The following is a 15787-nucleotide window of genomic DNA, read 5'->3' as shown; positions in this document are numbered from 1 at the left end:
TGGTCGATCCTGCTCGATCAGGGCCGCCCCTGTGCCGGGACTTCCTCCTGCGCCGGCACCGGCCCCGGCGGTGTTCCGTCGCCGAACGGCCGGCCGCCCAGTTCCTGCCGGAAGTGGGGCGCGAGCCAGCCGGACAGCTCCGGTCCGAGGGGCACGATGCGGGTCGGGTTGATACCGCTGTGGACCTGGTAGTAGTGCCGTTTGATGTGGTCGAAGTCGACCGTGTCGCCGAAGCCGGGGGTCTGGTAGAGGTCACGGGCGTACGCCCACAGGATCGGGTTCTCCGTCAGCTTCCAGCGGTTGCACTTGAAGTGGCCGTGATAGACGGAGTCGAAACGGACCAGTGTGGTGAACAGCCGGATGTCCGCCTCTGTGATGGTGTCGCCGACCAGGTAGCGCTGCCCCTCCAGCCGCGTGCTCAGCATGTCCAGCCGCTGGAAGACACCGGCGCACGCGCCCTCGTACTCCTCCTGCTCCGTGGCGAAACCGGCCCGGTATACCCCGTTGTTGACGTCCTCGTAGACCTCGGCCATCACCGTGTCGATCTCGTCGCGCAGGGCGTGCGGATACAGGTCCGGCGCTCCGTCGCGGTGCAGGGCGCTCCACTCGGTGGCGAGGTCGAGGGTGAGCTGCTGGTAGTCGTTGGTGACCAGTTGGCCGCTGGGCACGTCGACGATCGCGGGCACGCTCACCCCGCCGGGGTACCCGGTCTCCCGCTTGTCGTACGCCTCACTGAGATAGCGGATGCCGAGGACCGGGTCGCGGCCGCCGGGATCGAGCGTGAAGCGCCAGCTGCGGTCGTCCTGGATCGGGTCGGCGATCGCCATCGGCAGCGCGTCCTCCAGGCCCAGCACCCGCCGGGAGATCACGGCGCGGCTCGCCCACGGACAGGCACGGCTGACCACCAGCCGGTAGCGGCCCGCCGCCACCGGCCAGCCGTCCCGCCCGTCCGCGGTGATCCGGTCCGCGAAGTGGCTCTTGGACCGCTTGAACGCCTTCTTGCCGTAGGAGTCGTTGCCCCCGCCGCCCATGGTTCCTCCTTGCGATCGTGTGCGCCCTGCTCACCGCGTTCCCCGAATTCCCTGCCCCGCACGGTATGAGTCGACCCCGGACGGGCAGTCGGCGTACGTGAGCAGGACATCCTCGGACAATAAAGCTGACAGCTCGGACAACAAGGCTGACAGGCGGACCCGCGTCACCGTGCTGGTGGCACTCGCGGCGAATCTCGTGATCGCGGCGGCGAAGGCGGTGGGCGGCCTGGCCGCCGGATCACCGGCCCTCATGTCGGAGGCGGCGCACTCGGTGGCGGACAGCATGAACGAGGTGTTCTTGCTGGCCGCCCTGCGCCGCAGCCGCCGTCCGGCCGACAAACGTCACCCCTTCGGTTACGGCAAGGAGCGTTTCTTCTGGTCGCTGCTCGCGGCCGTGGGCATTTTCGTGATGGGCGGCTGCTTCTCCTTCTTCCAGGGCCTTCAGGCCCTGCGCAACGGCGCCGAGGAGAAGACCAGCGGCTATGTGGCCGGTCTGATCGTGCTGGGCGTGTCCTTCCTCGCCGAGGGCGTGTCGCTGTTGCGGGCCGTGCACCAGGTGCGCCGCCAGGGCGGGACCGGCGGAGGGATGCGCGACCCGGCGCTGCGTACGGTGGTCGCCGAGGACGGCACGGCGGTGCTGGGCGTGACGCTCGCCGCGATCGGCATGGCGCTGCACATGGTCACCGGTCAGGTGGTGTGGGAGGCGTCCGCCTCCTTCGGGATCGGTGCCCTGCTGGTCTTCGTCGCCTTCCATCTGGGCCGCGAGGCACGCGACCAGCTGATCGGCGAGGCCGCCGACCCCGAGGCGGCCGACCGCATCCGGGACCTGCTGCAGGAGCAGCCGGAGATCGACAGCGTGGAGGCGCTGTTCACCATGAAGACCGGCCTGGATCAGGCCCTGGTGGCCGCTCGCGTCGACCTCGTGCCGGGCCTGGACAGCGAACAGGTGGAGAAGGTCGCCGTACGCATCAAGCGGACGGTCGCGGACTCCGTCCCGGAGGCCGACCAGATCTTCCTGGACATCACCGACCGGCCCGCGGAAGAGGCACGGGAAAGCCCCGCCGCGACGGGGGAGCGCGGCGGGGCCTGACGCACGCGTGCCCGGGGGACACCGGTTCATGCGCCGGGGAACGGAGATTTTTTCGGAAGGCCGCATCACGGCTGATCCGGCCAGGTCCGGGTCAGCCGGCCCGGGGCGGGGGCCGCCCGGGTCGGGGGGCCCCGTTCAGTGCTCCGCGTCGACCGGTTCGAGCACGAAGACGGGGATCTGCCGGTCGGTCCTCTTCTGGTAGTCGGCGTACGGCGGGAACGCCTCGACCGCCCGCTGCCACCACTCGGCCTTCTCCTCGCCGGTGACCTCACGGGCCGTCATGTCCCGCTTGGCCGGGCCGTCCTGCAACTCCACGCGGGGATCGGCCTTGACGTTGTGGTACCAGACCGGGTGCTTGGGCGCCCCGCCCTGCGAGGCGACGACCGCGTACCGCCCCTCGTGCTCGACACGCATCAGCGGTGACTTGCGGATCTTTCCGCTCTTCGCGCCGCGGGTGGTGAGCACGACGACGGGCAGGCCGGTGTCCCTCAGGGTCGTCCCCTTCGTGCCGCCGGAGCTCTCGTACAGCTTCACCTGCTCGCGCACCCACTGCTCCGGGCTGGGTTCGTACTCGCCCTCAAGAGGCATGACATCCGTCCCATCGTCGAGTCCTGTGCGTTGCCGGCACGTCCAACACCGTCCCGTGCCGGAATCATCCCTACCGTACGAGCCGCCGACCGCAAGCGGAGGAGGTTGTTCCGTGCGCGGTTCTTTCGAATCGTGTGCGACCAACTCCGGCCAGAATGCCGCCGCCACCGATGTGGCCGAACTTCCCGTCGCCCTATAGATGCCCCGGGCATCTAATGAAGATCTGCACGACGCACTCTTCGTCTGCGAGGTCTTCCATGACGCAAGCGGAACCCGTGGCCTTCCCCCAGGACCGCACCTGCCCCTACCACCCGCCGACCGCCTACGACCCCCTGCGCGCCAGCCGCCCACTGGCCCGGATCACCCTCTACGACGGCCGTCCGGCCTGGTTGGTGACCGGACACGGCCTCGCCCGCGAACTGCTCGCAGACCAGCGCCTGTCCACCGACCGCAACCACCCCGACTTCCCGGCGCCCACCGAACGCTTCGCCTCGGTGCGCAATCGGAGGGTCGCGCTGCTCGGCGTCGACGACCCCGAGCACCGCGTCCAGCGGCGCATGATGGTTCCCAGCTTCACCCTCCGGCGGGCCGTCGACCTGCGCCCGCAGATCCAGCGGATCGTGGACGGGCTGCTCGACGACATGATCGCCCAGGGGCCGCCCGCCGAACTCGTGAGCGCGTTCGCGCTGCCCGTGCCCTCGATGGTGATCTGCGCGCTGCTCGGCGTCCCCTACGCCGACCACGACTTCTTCGAGGGCCAGTCGCGCCGGCTGCTGCGCGGCCCGAAGGTGGCGGATGTGCAGGACGCGCGCGAGCAACTGGACGCCTACTTCGAGGACTTGATCGACCGCAAGCTGAAGCAGTCCGAACCGGGCGACGGCGTCCTCGACGAACTCGTCCACCAGCAGCTGCGCGAGGGGGTGCTGGACCGGCAGGACGTCATCGCGTTCGCCACGATTCTTCTGGTCGCCGGGCACGAGACGACCGCCAACATGATCTCGCTCGGCACCTTCACTCTCCTGCAACACCCCGAGAAGCTGGCCGAGTTGCGGGCCGATCCGGAGCTGATGCCGCAGGCGGTCGAGGAGCTGATGCGCATGCTGTCGATCGCGGACGGCCTGCTGCGCAGGGCCACCGAGGACATCCAGGTGGGCGACACGACCATCCGGACCGGCGACGGGGTGCTCTTCTCGACCTCGGTCATCAACCGCGACGAGGACGTCTACCCCGACGCCGACATCCTCGACTGGCACCGCCCGGCCCGCCACCACGTGGCCTTCGGCTTCGGCATCCACCAGTGCCTCGGCCAGAACCTGGCCCGCGCCGAACTCGACATCGCCCTGCGCACCCTCTTCGACCGGCTGCCCGCCCTGCGCCTGGCCGCCCCGGCGGACGAGATCCCCTTCAAGCCCGGCGACACGATCCAGGGGATGCTGGAACTCCCCGTGACCTGGTAAGAGGCCCGAGCCATGCACATCGACATCGACAAGGACGTCTGCATCGGCGCCGGCCAGTGCGCCCTGTCCGCCCCGGGCGTCTTCACCCAGGACGACGACGGCTTCAGCGCCCTGCTGCCGGGCCGCGAGGACGGCGGCGGCGACCCGATGATCCGGGAAGCGGCGCGGGCCCTGCCCGGTGGGCGCCATCACGGTGACCGACACCTGAGCCGCACGCCCCCAATCCGCCGCCCCGACACGACAAGCCGGCACCGGCTCGCTCGCCCGGCGGGGCGGTGGGCGGTCGCTCGCCTCGGGCGGCAGCCTCGCGGCCGCTCGCTCGCCCAGCCGGGCGGTCTCGTTGCCGGTGTTCTGCCCTGGGCGGTAACCCGCGACCGCTTGCTCGCGTAACGGGGCGGCAGGTGGTTGCTCGCTCCGGACGACAGCCTCGCAACCGCTCGCTCGCCCGGCCGGGCGGCCTCGTGGCCGGTGGCTGGCCCCGGGTTGCAGCCCCCAGTGGCTCGCTCGCCCCGCGGGGCGGCCTCGCTGTCAGTCGCTCACCCCCGCGGCGGTCGGCCAGTGCTCACCCCGGGCGGCAGTCCGGAGCCGCTCGCTCGCCTGGCGGGGCGGTCTCCCGGTCGGTCGCTTGTCCCGCGCTGCGGGCTCCCGGACAGTTGCTCACCCCGCGCCGCAGCCCCGTAGCAGCAGTTCCGCTGCCGTGCGGGCCTGGCGGGCGGGCTCGGTGCTTCGGGTGATGCCGGCGGTCACCATGGCGCCCTCCGCCAGCAGGAACAGCTGACCGGCCAGCGTGCCGGGCAGTCCGGCGTCGGTCACCAGCCCCTCGATGTACGCCCCGAACGCCCCCTTGTGCAGGCGTACTTGGGTCGCGACACGCTCCGATGTGGCGCCCAGCTCGCCGTAGGAGTTGATCCACGCGCACCCGCGGAAGCCGTCCTCGCCGAACCAGCTCTCCAGCCAGTCGAAGAGCGCCAGGATCCGCTCCTCGGGGTCCTCCCGGCGCTCCACGAACGCGGCGAGCCGCCCCCGCCAGCGTGCGTCGCGCCGCTCCAGATACGCCTCGACCAACTGCTCCTTCGCCGGGAACAGTTGGTAGAGCCGCTTGAGTGAGACGCCCGAGGCCCCCCGGATGTCGTCCATGCCGACGCACTGGACGCCCCGCCCGTAGAACAACTCCTCGGCCGCGTCCAGCACCTGTTCACGGGCGGTGGAGCTGTCCATGGCGACCATGCCGGGTACGACCTTCCTTGACGTGAGAACCAGCGTTCTCCTACGGTAGCAGCCGAGGAGAGAACGCTCGTTCTCCGCTGCCGTCCGCCCGCCGAGGAGCCACCATGACCGACCGTCCGCCCCTTCCCCCCTTCACCCGTGAGACCGCCGCCCAGAAGGTGCAGGCGGCCGAGGACGCCTGGAACACCCGCGACCCGCACAAGGTCGCGCTCGCCTACTCCGAGGACTCGGTCTGGCGCAACCGCGACACCTTCGTCACCGGCCGCGAGGAGATCGTCGCGTTCCTGACCCGCAAGTGGGAGCGCGAATTGGATTACGCCCTGCGCAAGGACCTGTGGGCCTTCGACGGCAACCGCATCGCCGTCCGCTTCCAGTACGAGTGCCACGACGCCGACGGCCGGTGGTGGCGCTCCTACGGCAACGAACTGTGGGAGTTCGACGAGCAGGGCCTGATGACCCGCCGCGAGGCCAGCATCAACGACCTGCCGATCGAGGAGAGCGAGCGCCGCATCCACGGCCCGCGACCGGAAGCCGAACGCGGGCAGTCCTTCCCCCTCCGCTAGGGGCCCCGGGCAAACCGGCGACCGCGGATCAGTAGGGTTCCCGGATGACCGAACAGGCCGGGAAACCCTTCCTCTACGTGGTCGTCTGCGCCGCCGGCGTCGCGGCGGACGTGGGCAGGCTGATCACCGCCGCGCGGCAGCGGGACCGGGAGGTCGGCGTCATCGCCACGCCCGTCGCGACCAGCGGCTTCTTCGACACCGAGGCCGTCGCGGCGCTGACCGGCCGCCCCATACGCTCGGCCTGGCGCACCCCGGGCGACCCGCGCCCCTTCCCGCCGCCCGACGCGGTCGTGGTCGCGCCCGCCACCTTCAACACCGTCAACAAGTGGGCGGCGGGCCTGGCCGACACCCTCGCCGTGGCGACCCTGTGCGAGGCCACCGGCCTGGGCGTCCCGGTCGCCGTCCTGCCGTGCGTGTCCGACGCCCTGGCCGCCCACCCCGCCTACCGGGACAGCCTGGTACGGCTGCGCGGCCTGGGCGTCCGGTTCGGCGAGCGGTACACGGGGGAGCCAGGGGAGGACGGCGTGCGGCCGGAGTTCGGCTGGGAGCGGGCGCTGGACCTGCTGGACCTCGGCTGACACCCCGGAGCGCACATGGGGCGCGCACGGCGTCGTACGCTCCCCTCGTACCCCACCCGAAGGCAGGAGCAGCAACGATGCAGTACGTGAAGCTCGGTTCGACGGGCCTGGACGTGTCGCGGATCTGTCTGGGCTGCATGACCTACGGCCTGCCCGACCGAGGCGTGCACGAATGGACGCTCGGCGAGGAGGATTCGCGGCCGCTGATCCGGCAGGCGCTGGAGGCCGGCATCAACTTCTTCGACACGGCGAACGTGTACTCCGACGGCACCAGCGAGGAGATCGTCGGCAAGGCGCTGCGCGAGTACGCCAACCGCGACGAGATCGTGCTCGCGACCAAGGCACACGGCCGGACGCGGCCCGGCCCCAACGGCGCCGGACTGTCCCGCAAGGCCATCATGGCCGAGATCGACCACAGCCTCGCGCGCCTCGGCACGGACTACGTCGACCTCTACCAGATCCACCGCTTCGACCCGCACACCCCGGTCGAGGAGACCATGGAGGCCCTCCACGACCTGGTGAAGGCGGGCAAGGTCCGCTACATCGGGGCGAGTTCGATGTACGCCTGGCAGTTCTCCAAGATGCAGTACACCGCGGAGCGGCACGGCTGGACCAGGTTCGTGTCCATGCAGAACCACTACAATCTCCTCTACCGCGAGGAGGAGCGCGAGATGCTGCCGCTCTGCGCCGACCAGGGCGTCGGCGTCCTGCCCTGGAGCCCGCTGGCCCGCGGCCGGCTCACCCGCGACTGGGGCACGGTGACCGACCGCAGCGCCAACGACGACTTCGGCAGCCGCCTCTACCCGGAGGGCGACCGCACCATCGTCGAGGCGGTGACCCGGATCGCGAACGACCGGGGCGTCCCGCGCGCCCAGGTGGCCCTCGCCTGGCTGCTGCACCAGCGGACGGTGGTGGCCCCGATCATCGGCGCGGCCAAGCCGCACCACATCGAGGACGCCGTCGCCGCGGTCGAACTCCGGCTCAGCGACGAGGAGATCGCGGAACTGGAGCGGCCGTACACCCCGCACCCGATCGTGGGCCACGGCTGACTAGTGGGGCCCCTGCGGCGCGAACTCCGTGCCGCACGGGCCCGCCCCCTCGCTCTCCGGCAGCACGACCCGTTCGCCGCTCATGGCCAGCGTCCGGTAGTACGCGCCGATCCGCTCGGCCGACCGGCCCACGTAGTGCCCGATGAACGATCGCCGGAACCGGTCGGCGGTGCGGTTGGGCTGCGAGCCGTGCACCAGGCTGCCGTTGAAGAACAGCACGTCGCCCGGCGCCATGTCGACCGGCACGGCGGTCAGCCCCTCGGGCGGCGCGACGTACTCCCGCGCGAACGACACGTCCTCGTCCGCCTCCTCCGGGCAGAACAGGTCCATCAGGTGCGTGCCGGGCACGACCTCCAGACCGCCGTTGTCGCGGTCGATCACATCGCAGGCCACCCACGCCGCCACGCAGGTGCCGGGCTCCACCCGCAGATAGAAGTTGTCCTGGTGCAGCGCCTGGCCCCGGGCGCCGGGCGGCTTGAAGTAGAACATGCTCTGCGCGGCCAGCACCTCCTCGCCGAGCAGCACCTCCAGCACCGTGCGCAGCCGTGCGTCGAGCAGGACCCCGCGCGCCCGTTCGTTGATCTCGTGCGGCTGCATCACCCGCGGATGGGCGGCCAGCGGATCGGTGCCCGCCCGCGGCTGGAAGTGCCCGGGCACCGGGCCCGCAGCGTGCAGCGCCGCGAACTCCGCGCGCAGCCGCTCGATCTCGTCGTACCCGAACAGCCCGCGCAGGACCGTGAAGCCGTCCTGCCGGAACTGCCGCAGCCCGTCCGCCGTCAGTGGTGAACCGCCGGTGATGCCGATGTCCGTGGCTGTCATCGCGCTCCTTCTCCCCGAGGGTGCTCATGTGGTGTCATCTGCGGTCCACGCTAGGCCGCTGCCGTCCGCCGGAGGATGCCCGTGAACACTGACCGATTGCCCGAGGCTGCTGCGCCGCCGCCGGGCCTGGTCGTCATCGGCCACTACGACGAACTGCCGGGGTACGGGATCAGCCGCCCCGGCGGAGCGGAGAGCTGGCTCTTCCTGTGGACGACCGGCGGCCGCGGCCGGGTGCGCCAGGGGCGGGCGGAGACGGTGGCCGGCGCCGGCGATCTGGTCGTGCTGGCGCCGGGGGCACCGCACCAGTACGCCGTCGCGCCGGGCGCCGAGGGCTGGCGGTTCTGGTGGGTCCACTGCCAGGCCCGGCCGGCCTGGACACCGTGGCTGCGCCCGTACGACACCGGTGACGGCCTGTACGCCGTCACGCCGACCCCGGCCGCCGTGCACGGCCGGGTGGAGACCGCCTTCGGCCGGATGCTCGCCGACGCGCGCTGGACCGGCACCGAGCCGCCGCCCGCGACCGCGCCCCGCCACGACCGGGTGGCCGTGGCGCACGGGACCGCCGCCCGCGAACTCGCCCTGTCCTCACTGGAGGAGGTCGTCCTGCTCACGGCGGCCACCGCCCGGCCGCCCGCGGCGCGGCCCGGCATCGACGAGCGGGTGCGCCGCGCCGAGGCGCTCATCGCCGCCGATCCGGCCGCCCCGCACACCGTCCGCTCGCTCGCCGCCCGTGTCTCCCTGTCGCCCTCGCGCTTCGCTCACCTGTTCGCCGAGCAGTCGGGCCGGTCTCCGATGCGGGCGCTGCGCGAGGCGCGGCTGCGGCACGCGGCCCGTCTGCTGGAGGGCAGCGACCTGTCCGTCGAGCGGGTGGCGGCGGCTTCGGGGTTCGCCAGCCCGTTCCACTTCAACCGGGTCTTCCGCGATCGGTACGGAGTGCCGCCCGGGGTGTACCGGGCGCGCGGCTCAATGGTTGGCGAGTGAGCGGGCGTGCGCCGGCGCGACAGACGGCGCATGTGGTGGAGCGGGTCTCCCAATGGTTTTCGCCCGGTGCCCCGGTCGCGGTGCGCGAATAACGTTCCGCGGCATTGACGTTTCGTCAATATCGCGCGTGGGGCACGGAATGCACAAAACCGCGAGATCCCTTGTTCCGCTTCGCTGACCTGTGCAAAGGTGTGCGTCGGCGGCGCACGGAAAATGCAGGTTTTCACTGTGCGCGCGAGGCATCTCCCGCTCGTCCCGGGCTCCATAAGAGTCCTTTCCGACAGGTGTTCGAGATGTCGAACCCTGTACGAGTGGATCTCGTCGTCGTGTCGACGGATCCCCATACCGTTTGGTATGGACTTTATGCGCGTGCCTCGAGAGGAATGCAGCCGTGAACGACGCCGGCCTGTCGAATTCCCCCACAACAGCCCGCCGGTTCGAGGTGACGGACGAGCAACTGAGTGCCGAACTCAAGAAGTGGACCGGATCGTCGCCCGCGCTGCAGCCCGTCGGTGAACTCCTGGACCGGCACTGGGAAGCGGGGTTCGCCTACGCCCGGCTGTGCACCGACGGCATACCCTCCGCGGGAATGCTGACGACCGCCGCCTTCACCCGCCTCTTCGGCGAGACGCTCCGGCAGAACGGCCCCACCTCCGCCTGGCGCCCCCAACTCCTCGTCACCGTGCGCCGTATCGCGGCCGAGTGGGACAACGACCACCGGGGCGAGCACCTCCACCCGGAACTGCGCTCCGGGGCCGACGGCGAGCGCATCGCGGCCCGGCTGCTGCCGCCCGGTGACCGGCGCCTGCTGTCCGGGGCGTTCCAGCGGCTGCCCCAGTCCTTCCGCTGCCTGCTGTGGCACACGGAGGTCGAGGCCGAGCCCATCGACGTCCCCGGCGGGCTGCTCGGCTTCGACGCCGAACACGCCCTCCTCGAACTCGGACGGGCCCGGGACCGGCTGCGCGAGGAATGCCTCCAGGTCCACCGCGAACTCGCCCCCGAGCAGGAGTGCCGGCGCTACCTGCGCATGCTCGACGTGACCTACCGGCGCGGCGGCGCCGACGTCGACCCCGACCTGGCCGCGCACCTCGCCCGCTGCGGCCACTGCCGGGACACCGCCGACCAACTCGCCCAGTTCAACCAGGGATTGGGCCTCGCCCTGGCCGAGGCGGTCCTCGGCTGGGGCGCCCAGGCCTATGTGGAGTCCAGACTCGCCGGCCCCGTCGAGGGCAGCGCGCTGCCCGACGAACTGCGCCCCCGGGTGATGGCGGGCGAGCCCTTCTTCGCGGCGCCCGGCGAACCCCCGGCCCCCGCGCGGACCGTCGCCGGCTCCGCGCCCCGCCCCGGCGGCCGCAGCGCCTCCCGCCGCTCGGACCGCAAGGCCGCCCGGCGCGCCGCGGCCCGCCGCCGCAACCTCACCGCGGCCGTCCTCACGGTGAGCGGACTGATCGTCCTCCCGCTCGTCCTGTGGGCCGTCCTCGGCGACGGCGACCACGCCACACCGGCCGCCGGCGGCCGGCCCTCGCAGACGCCCGGCCCGGCGAAGAGCACCCCGACCGGCAACCCGTCCTGGATCAGCGCGAGCGAGGCGTCCCAGGGCAACGTCCAGGGGCGGCTGCACAACGTCGACTCCGGCCTGTGCGTGTCCGTCGTCGGCAAGAAGGCCGTCCAGGGCGCCGAGACCGAACTGGCCTCCTGCTCCTCGGCCAACACCCAGCAGTGGCGCTACGAGACCGACGGCAGGCTGCGCAGCGTCGCCGACCCCGAACTCTGCCTCGACTCCCACCTCGGCTACTCGGTGGTGCTCGCCCCCTGCACGGGCGGCACCCAGAAGAACATCCGCTACGACTTCACCCTGAAGGGAGCCCTGGTGCCGCGCTGGAACCAGGACCTGGCCCTGGCCCCCGCCGCCACCGACGGCTCGGGCGCCCTGGTGCTCAAGACCCGCGAGGAAGGCGACGTGCAGCACTGGGCCTTCGACACGACGAAGGCCGACCTCCAGATGCAGGTCGTCAACTGGGACGAGGACACCACCCCGGTCCCGACGCCCACCCGGAAGGCGGCCAGGACGCCGAGCCCCTCACCGACACCCTCCACGGCGCCGACCACCGCGCAGCCCGCACCGACGCAGTCGACCGCGTATCCCGAGAACCCCTACTGCGCCTACAACCCGTACTACTGCGGGACGGGCGGGTACGGCGGCTACGGGGGAGGTTACGGCGGCTACGGCGGTCACGGGGGCTACGGCGGGGGCCGCCACTGACATCCCGCCCGGTTCAGCCGGCCACCTTCAGCGACAGCCACAGCGCCGCCACGGCCGGCACCAGCGCGGCCGGCGTGGCCAGCAGGCCCAGCCGGGTGAACTCCCCGAGGCCCACGTCGTGTTCGTGCCGGTGCACGATCCGCCGCCAGAGCAGCGTGGCCAGCGAACCGGCGTAGGTCAGGTTGGGGCCGATGTTCACCCCGAGCAGCACCGCCAGTACGGCCCCCGGCCCCGCGGCGGCGGTCAGCGGCAGCAGCACCAGCACCGCGGGCAGGTTGTTGATCAGGTTCGCCAGAACGGCGGCCAGCACGGCGATTCCGAGCAGCGCGAGCAGCCCGGAGCCGGAGGGCACGATGCTGTCCAGGGCGTCGGCCAGGCCGTTGTCGACGACCGCCCGCACCACGATCCCCAGCGCCAGCACGAACGCCAGGAACGCCGGCGACGAGGCCCGCACCACCGTCAGCGGCGTCGCCTTGCGCCGTACGAGCGAGCGGCCGGCCAGCACCAGCGCGCCCGCGGCGGCCACCCAGGCCGGCTCCACGCCCACCGCGGAGGCCACGGCGAACCCGGCCAGCGTGCACCCGACCGTGACCAGCGCGAACAGGGGCAGCTCGGGTGTCTCGCCCGGCTCGGAGGACGGGGCGGCGATCCGCAGGTCGTCGGCGAAGAAGCGGCGGAACACCAGGTATTCGGCGCCGATCGCGACCAGCCACGGCAGCGTCATCAGCAGGGCGAACCGGGTGAAGCTCAGCCCGCTCGTCTCGAACGCCAGCAGGTTCGTCAGATTGGACACGGGCAGCAGCAGCGAGGCCGTGTTCGACAGGTGCGCGCAGGCGTACAGATGCGGTCTGGCCCGGACGCCCGCCCGGGCCGCGGTGGCGAACACCACCGGGGTCAGCAGCACCACGGTGGCGTCCAGGCTGAGCACGGCCGTGATCACCGAGGCCAGCACGAACACCGCGCCCAGCAGCCGCCCCGGCGAGCCCGCTGCCCGGCGGGCCGTCCAGGCCCCGCACCACTGGAAGAGCCCCTCGACGTCGCAGAAGTGGGCCAGCACCAGCACGGCCGCGAGAAAGCCCACGACGGGCCCGAGCCGCGCGGCCTCCTCCCGCGCGTGGTCCAGCGAGATCGCGCCGGTGGCGATGACCAGCCCCGCGGCGGGGACGGCCAGCACCGCCTCCGGCAGACCCTTCGGCCGCAGCACGGCGAAGGCCAGGACGGCGACGAGCAGGAGGACGGACAGCGTCTCGGCGAGCGCGGTGTTCAGGGCAGGGTCCTTCGGAGCGGATCGGGGCGGGATGATCCATCAAAGCAGCTCACAGTAAGAAAGCGCTCCCGCCCCTGCCGCTCAGGCGCCCGTGCCCGGGCTGAACACCGTCAGGAAGACCGAGGACGAGTTGCCCGACACGGGCACCTGACCGCCCGTCCACGTCACCTTCAGGGAGGCCCGCTCGTCCGGCGGAGTCACCAGCAGCGCGGCCGGGGTGGCCGGGTTCGCGCCGCTGACCTCCGGGTTGGAGAACGTCAGCCCCGCCCAGGCACTGCGGCCCGGGGCCAGCGTCACGGTCGTCGGCGCGCTGCCCGACTCGCGCTTGGGGTCCGGTCCCAGCTGCTTGCCCGACGCGTCGACGAACGCGGCGCCGGGGAAGCCGCGCACCGTGCATGTTCGCGACGAGGTGTTGGTCAGCACGATCGGGAAGTTCTCCTGCCCGGCCCCGGGGTCGTTGCGCCCGACGGTGGCCTTCAGCTCGGAGGTGTGGCACCGGCCGGAGGCGGCCGCCACGGCCGAGGACGCGGTCTTGGAGGGCTTCGCGGACGCGGCCTCGCCCGACGGGCCCGTCGACTGCGTCACGGAGTCGGTCGCCGTCGCGGCCGCGCTCGTACCGCCGTCCGTGGCGGGCGCGGCCGTACCGGACAGGGTCGTCGGAGAGCTCGCCGTGCCCTCGCCGCCGCTGCCGCAGGCCGTCAGCAGGCCGAGCAGCGCGGCCGTGCCCGCCAGCAGGGCCGTCCGGTGGACGGAAGGGGACTTGTTCGCCATGGTCCTCAGCACTCCCAATGTGATCACGCACCCGCCCGGGCGGATGCGTACGGCGCTCTGTGCTCCGTCATGTATGTCCGATGCGCGCCCGAACGAAAAAGTTCTGGCGCGAGAAGAGTGTGCCGGGTCAGTTTCCGACGTGTACCGAAGTCAGGACATGATCGGTCGCCGTCGACCCGCCCCGCTCGCGGATCTGCACGTACACCCGCGGCCGCCCGCCGCCCCGTGCGGGGGCGAGCGCGGCCTCCGTGACCGATCCGCCGGAGCCGCGGCAGCCGCTCCACGTCCGGACCCTGCCCTGCCACACGGCATCCGTCCAGGCGCGGGCGCCGTCGTAGTGGCAGCCGGGGTGGCCGAGGGCGTCCACCGCGGCCGTGAGGTCCCCGCCGCCCGTGCGGCCGACGAACACGCCGTTCACGTCCGCCGTCAGGTCCTGCCACTTCCCCAGGTCGTCCGCGACGACGAACCCCGGCTGATGCCCGGCGGGCAGCCCCAGCACGCGCGGGTCCCAGCCCGAACCGCGCAGCTGGCGTCCCCAGGCGCGGGGCACCTCGGCCGCGACCCGGCCCGTCGCGTCCGTCGCGCCGACGCCGGCGGGCGGCGTGGGGGAGCGGTCCGCCAGCGCCAGCGGGACGGCGACGGCCGTGGCGCACACGGCCAGCGCGCCCGCCAGCGTTAGGGCCCGGCGGCGGGGCCGCGGCCGGCGGCCGGACGCGGCGAGACGCTCCAGCTCCTCGGCGAAGGCCCGCGCGCCGGGCCAGCGCCGTTTTCTGTCCGGCTCCAGCGCCCGCAGCAGCGCCCGCCGCACCGCCGGGTCCAGGCCCGGACGCAGCCGGTCGGGCCGTACGATCCTGCCGGGCTCGCCCGGCACCTCCCCGGTGACCAGGTGGTAGCCGAGCGCACCCAGGCTGTACACGTCGGCCCGCGCGTCGATGCCGCTGCCCGCGCTCGCCTGCTCCGGCGGCCGGTAGCCCGCCGACCCCGCGGCCTGGGTGAGGCCGGACGCCTGGGCCAGGCTCTTGGCCAGCCCCAGGTCGGCCAGCAGCACCCGCGACCCGCCGCCGGGGGAGGAACACAGCAGCACGTTGCTCGGCTTGATGTCCCGGTGCACGATCCCCGCCTCGTGCAGCGCGGCCGCGCCGCGCGCGGCCGACGCCGTCAGCCGCAGCGCCTCGGGCACCGGCGGCGGACCGTCGGCGACCAGGTCGGCGAGGGTGCCGCCGTCTGCGTACTCCATGACGAAGTAGGGCCGTCCGTCCGGGAGTTCACCGATGTCGTGGACCTGCACCACCCGCTGGGAGCCGGCCTGCCGCAGCATCCGCGCCTCCGCCAGGAAGCGCTCGCGGACGTCCAGGCGGTGGGACCAGTTGTCGGCGAGGACCTTCACCGCCACCGGCGCCCGCAGCTCGTCGTCGTGCGCGAGCCAGACGGTGCCGAACGCGCCCGCGCCAAGGCGCCTTTCGAGCCGGTAGCGCCCGATCCGCTCGACGGAGTGCATACGACTATCATGCCTGGCCGTGGACCGATCCCGAGCAGAGCACCTGGTCGCGCCCGTCGAGGACCTCGCCCGGCAGGCGGCCGCCGGGGACCGCGCGGCGCTGGAGGAGCTGCTGCGGGCGGTCCGGCCCGAGGTCCTGCGGCGCTGCGGCCGCTTCCTGCCCTGCCGGGAGGACGCGGAGGAGGCGGCCCAGGACGTCCTGCTGCAACTCTCCCGGAAGATCGGCACGTTCGAGGGGCGCAGCCGCTTCGGCACCTGGCTGTACACCGTCGTGGCCAACTGCTGCCGGCAGAAGTACCGCGAACTCAAACGGCGGTCCGCCGAGGTGGCCGCCCCGGCGGACGAGGTGCCGCGGGCCGACCCGCGCACCACCAGCGTCATCGCCGGCTCCCGCATCGACCTGCTGGAGGCGCTGGAGCGGCTCGAGCGCGAACACCCGCAGCTGGTCGAGCCGTTGGTCTACCGCGACATCTGCCAGCTGGAGTACGCCGAGGCCGCCGAGCGGGCAGGGATTCCGCTGGGCACGTTCAAGTCGCGGCTGCACGAGGCCCGCCGGCAGGTCAGGCCCTGGCTGGCGGACCTGTCCTGAGCGGGCGGCCACCGCG

Annotated in this window: 15 protein-coding genes and 1 pseudogene; 9 read left to right on the top strand and 7 right to left on the bottom strand. The window is 72.5% G+C overall.

Going from position 1 to position 15787, the window contains the following annotated elements; genetic code table 11:
- Nucleotides 1-17: 17 nt before the first annotated feature.
- On the bottom strand, nucleotides 18-1031 hold the full coding sequence (locus LN251_RS40365; RefSeq protein WP_458249107.1) for a glutathione S-transferase family protein: 1014 nt from the start codon (nucleotides 1029-1031) through the stop codon (nucleotides 18-20).
- Nucleotides 1032-1200: 169 nt separating this feature from the next.
- On the opposite strand from LN251_RS40365, the gene LN251_RS40360 reads away from it, so the two are divergent.
- Nucleotides 1201-2121 carry a cation diffusion facilitator family transporter gene (locus LN251_RS40360; protein ID WP_458249106.1) on the top strand — a complete coding sequence of 307 codons (921 nt, stop codon included), beginning with the start codon at nucleotides 1201-1203 and terminating at the stop codon, nucleotides 2119-2121.
- A 135-nt stretch (nucleotides 2122-2256) separates the two neighbouring features.
- On the opposite strand, the gene LN251_RS40355 is transcribed toward LN251_RS40360, so the two are convergent.
- Complete coding sequence (locus LN251_RS40355) at nucleotides 2257-2709, bottom strand: nitroreductase family deazaflavin-dependent oxidoreductase (protein ID WP_458249105.1); 453 nt, start codon at nucleotides 2707-2709, stop codon at nucleotides 2257-2259.
- 257 nt (nucleotides 2710-2966) lie between these two features.
- On the opposite strand from LN251_RS40355, the gene LN251_RS40350 reads away from it, so the two are divergent.
- Both LN251_RS40350 and LN251_RS40345 read left to right on the top strand, forming a co-directional pair.
- Nucleotides 2967-4166: a cytochrome P450 gene (locus LN251_RS40350; protein WP_458249104.1), complete on the top strand. Its 1200-nt coding sequence runs from the start codon at nucleotides 2967-2969 to the stop codon at nucleotides 4164-4166.
- A 12-nt stretch (nucleotides 4167-4178) separates the two neighbouring features.
- Nucleotides 4179-4374: pseudogene (locus LN251_RS40345) on the top strand (ferredoxin).
- Nucleotides 4375-4823: 449 nt separating this feature from the next.
- Here LN251_RS40345 and LN251_RS40340 read toward each other — a convergent pair.
- Nucleotides 4824-5384: a TetR/AcrR family transcriptional regulator gene (locus LN251_RS40340; RefSeq protein WP_458249533.1), complete on the bottom strand. Its 561-nt coding sequence runs from the start codon at nucleotides 5382-5384 to the stop codon at nucleotides 4824-4826.
- 113 nt (nucleotides 5385-5497) lie between these two features.
- On the opposite strand from LN251_RS40340, the gene LN251_RS40335 reads away from it, so the two are divergent.
- The 3 genes from LN251_RS40335 (at nucleotide 5498) to LN251_RS40325 (ending at nucleotide 7583) form a co-directional block, all read left to right on the top strand.
- Nucleotides 5498-5956, top strand: coding sequence for a nuclear transport factor 2 family protein (locus LN251_RS40335; RefSeq protein WP_458249103.1), 459 nt, complete (start codon nucleotides 5498-5500; stop codon nucleotides 5954-5956).
- Nucleotides 5957-6000: 44 nt separating this feature from the next.
- On the top strand, nucleotides 6001-6534 hold the full coding sequence (locus LN251_RS40330) for a flavoprotein (protein ID WP_458249102.1): 534 nt from the start codon (nucleotides 6001-6003) through the stop codon (nucleotides 6532-6534).
- A 77-nt stretch (nucleotides 6535-6611) separates the two neighbouring features.
- Complete coding sequence (locus LN251_RS40325; RefSeq protein ID WP_458249101.1) at nucleotides 6612-7583, top strand: aldo/keto reductase; 972 nt, start codon at nucleotides 6612-6614, stop codon at nucleotides 7581-7583.
- Here the strand turns inward: LN251_RS40325 and LN251_RS40320 are convergent, their stop codons facing one another.
- Entirely contained in the window at nucleotides 7584-8402 is an 819-nt protein-coding gene (locus tag LN251_RS40320; protein WP_458249100.1) for a phytanoyl-CoA dioxygenase family protein, read from the bottom strand.
- Between the two features lie 75 nt (nucleotides 8403-8477).
- Between LN251_RS40320 and LN251_RS40315 the strand changes: the two genes are divergently transcribed.
- Nucleotides 8478-9383 (top strand): helix-turn-helix domain-containing protein, encoded by a 906-nt coding sequence (locus tag LN251_RS40315; protein WP_458249099.1) that lies wholly within the window; start codon nucleotides 8478-8480, stop codon nucleotides 9381-9383.
- A gap of 391 nt (nucleotides 9384-9774) precedes the next feature.
- Complete coding sequence (locus tag LN251_RS40310) at nucleotides 9775-11646, top strand: RICIN domain-containing protein (RefSeq protein ID WP_458249098.1); 1872 nt, start codon at nucleotides 9775-9777, stop codon at nucleotides 11644-11646.
- Between the two features lie 13 nt (nucleotides 11647-11659).
- Here LN251_RS40310 and LN251_RS40305 read toward each other — a convergent pair whose 3' ends face one another.
- From LN251_RS40305 to LN251_RS40295, 3 genes are all read right to left on the bottom strand, one after another.
- Nucleotides 11660-12913, bottom strand: coding sequence for an arsenic transporter (locus tag LN251_RS40305; protein WP_458249532.1), 1254 nt, complete (start codon nucleotides 12911-12913; stop codon nucleotides 11660-11662).
- A gap of 81 nt (nucleotides 12914-12994) precedes the next feature.
- Complete coding sequence (locus LN251_RS40300; RefSeq protein WP_458249097.1) at nucleotides 12995-13684, bottom strand: DUF4232 domain-containing protein; 690 nt, start codon at nucleotides 13682-13684, stop codon at nucleotides 12995-12997.
- Nucleotides 13685-13811: 127 nt separating this feature from the next.
- A complete protein-coding gene (locus tag LN251_RS40295; RefSeq protein WP_458249096.1) occupies nucleotides 13812-15182 on the bottom strand; it encodes a serine/threonine-protein kinase in 1371 nt (456 codons plus the stop codon).
- Nucleotides 15183-15201: 19 nt separating this feature from the next.
- On the opposite strand from LN251_RS40295, the gene LN251_RS40290 reads away from it, so the two are divergent.
- Nucleotides 15202-15771, top strand: coding sequence for an RNA polymerase sigma factor (locus tag LN251_RS40290; protein ID WP_458249095.1), 570 nt, complete (start codon nucleotides 15202-15204; stop codon nucleotides 15769-15771).
- Nucleotides 15772-15787: the final 16 nt, after the last annotated feature.

Source organism: Streptomyces sp. MAI_2237 (assembly GCF_054189285.1).
The sequence above is the reverse complement of the archived record's forward strand: the minus strand, read 5'-3'. Positions and strand labels throughout refer to the sequence as shown.

What these genes read in the sequence shown, in the direction of transcription:
- LN251_RS40365 (WP_458249107.1), bottom strand. Translation starts at nt 1,031, where the DNA reads ATGGGCGGCGGGGGCAACGACTCCTACGGCAAGAAGGCGTTCAAGCGG.
- LN251_RS40355 (WP_458249105.1), bottom strand. Translation starts at nt 2,709, where the DNA reads ATGCCTCTTGAGGGCGAGTACGAACCCAGCCCGGAGCAGTGGGTGCGC.
- LN251_RS40350 (WP_458249104.1), top strand. Translation starts at nt 2,967, where the DNA reads ATGACGCAAGCGGAACCCGTGGCCTTCCCCCAGGACCGCACCTGCCCC.
- LN251_RS40340 (WP_458249533.1), bottom strand. Translation starts at nt 5,384, where the DNA reads ATGGACAGCTCCACCGCCCGTGAACAGGTGCTGGACGCGGCCGAGGAG.
- LN251_RS40335 (WP_458249103.1), top strand. Translation starts at nt 5,498, where the DNA reads ATGACCGACCGTCCGCCCCTTCCCCCCTTCACCCGTGAGACCGCCGCC.
- LN251_RS40330 (WP_458249102.1), top strand. Translation starts at nt 6,001, where the DNA reads ATGACCGAACAGGCCGGGAAACCCTTCCTCTACGTGGTCGTCTGCGCC.
- LN251_RS40325 (WP_458249101.1), top strand. Translation starts at nt 6,612, where the DNA reads ATGCAGTACGTGAAGCTCGGTTCGACGGGCCTGGACGTGTCGCGGATC.
- LN251_RS40320 (WP_458249100.1), bottom strand. Translation starts at nt 8,402, where the DNA reads ATGACAGCCACGGACATCGGCATCACCGGCGGTTCACCACTGACGGCG.
- LN251_RS40315 (WP_458249099.1), top strand. Translation starts at nt 8,478, where the DNA reads ATGCCCGTGAACACTGACCGATTGCCCGAGGCTGCTGCGCCGCCGCCG.
- LN251_RS40300 (WP_458249097.1), bottom strand. Translation starts at nt 13,684, where the DNA reads ATGGCGAACAAGTCCCCTTCCGTCCACCGGACGGCCCTGCTGGCGGGC.
- LN251_RS40295 (WP_458249096.1), bottom strand. Translation starts at nt 15,182, where the DNA reads ATGCACTCCGTCGAGCGGATCGGGCGCTACCGGCTCGAAAGGCGCCTT.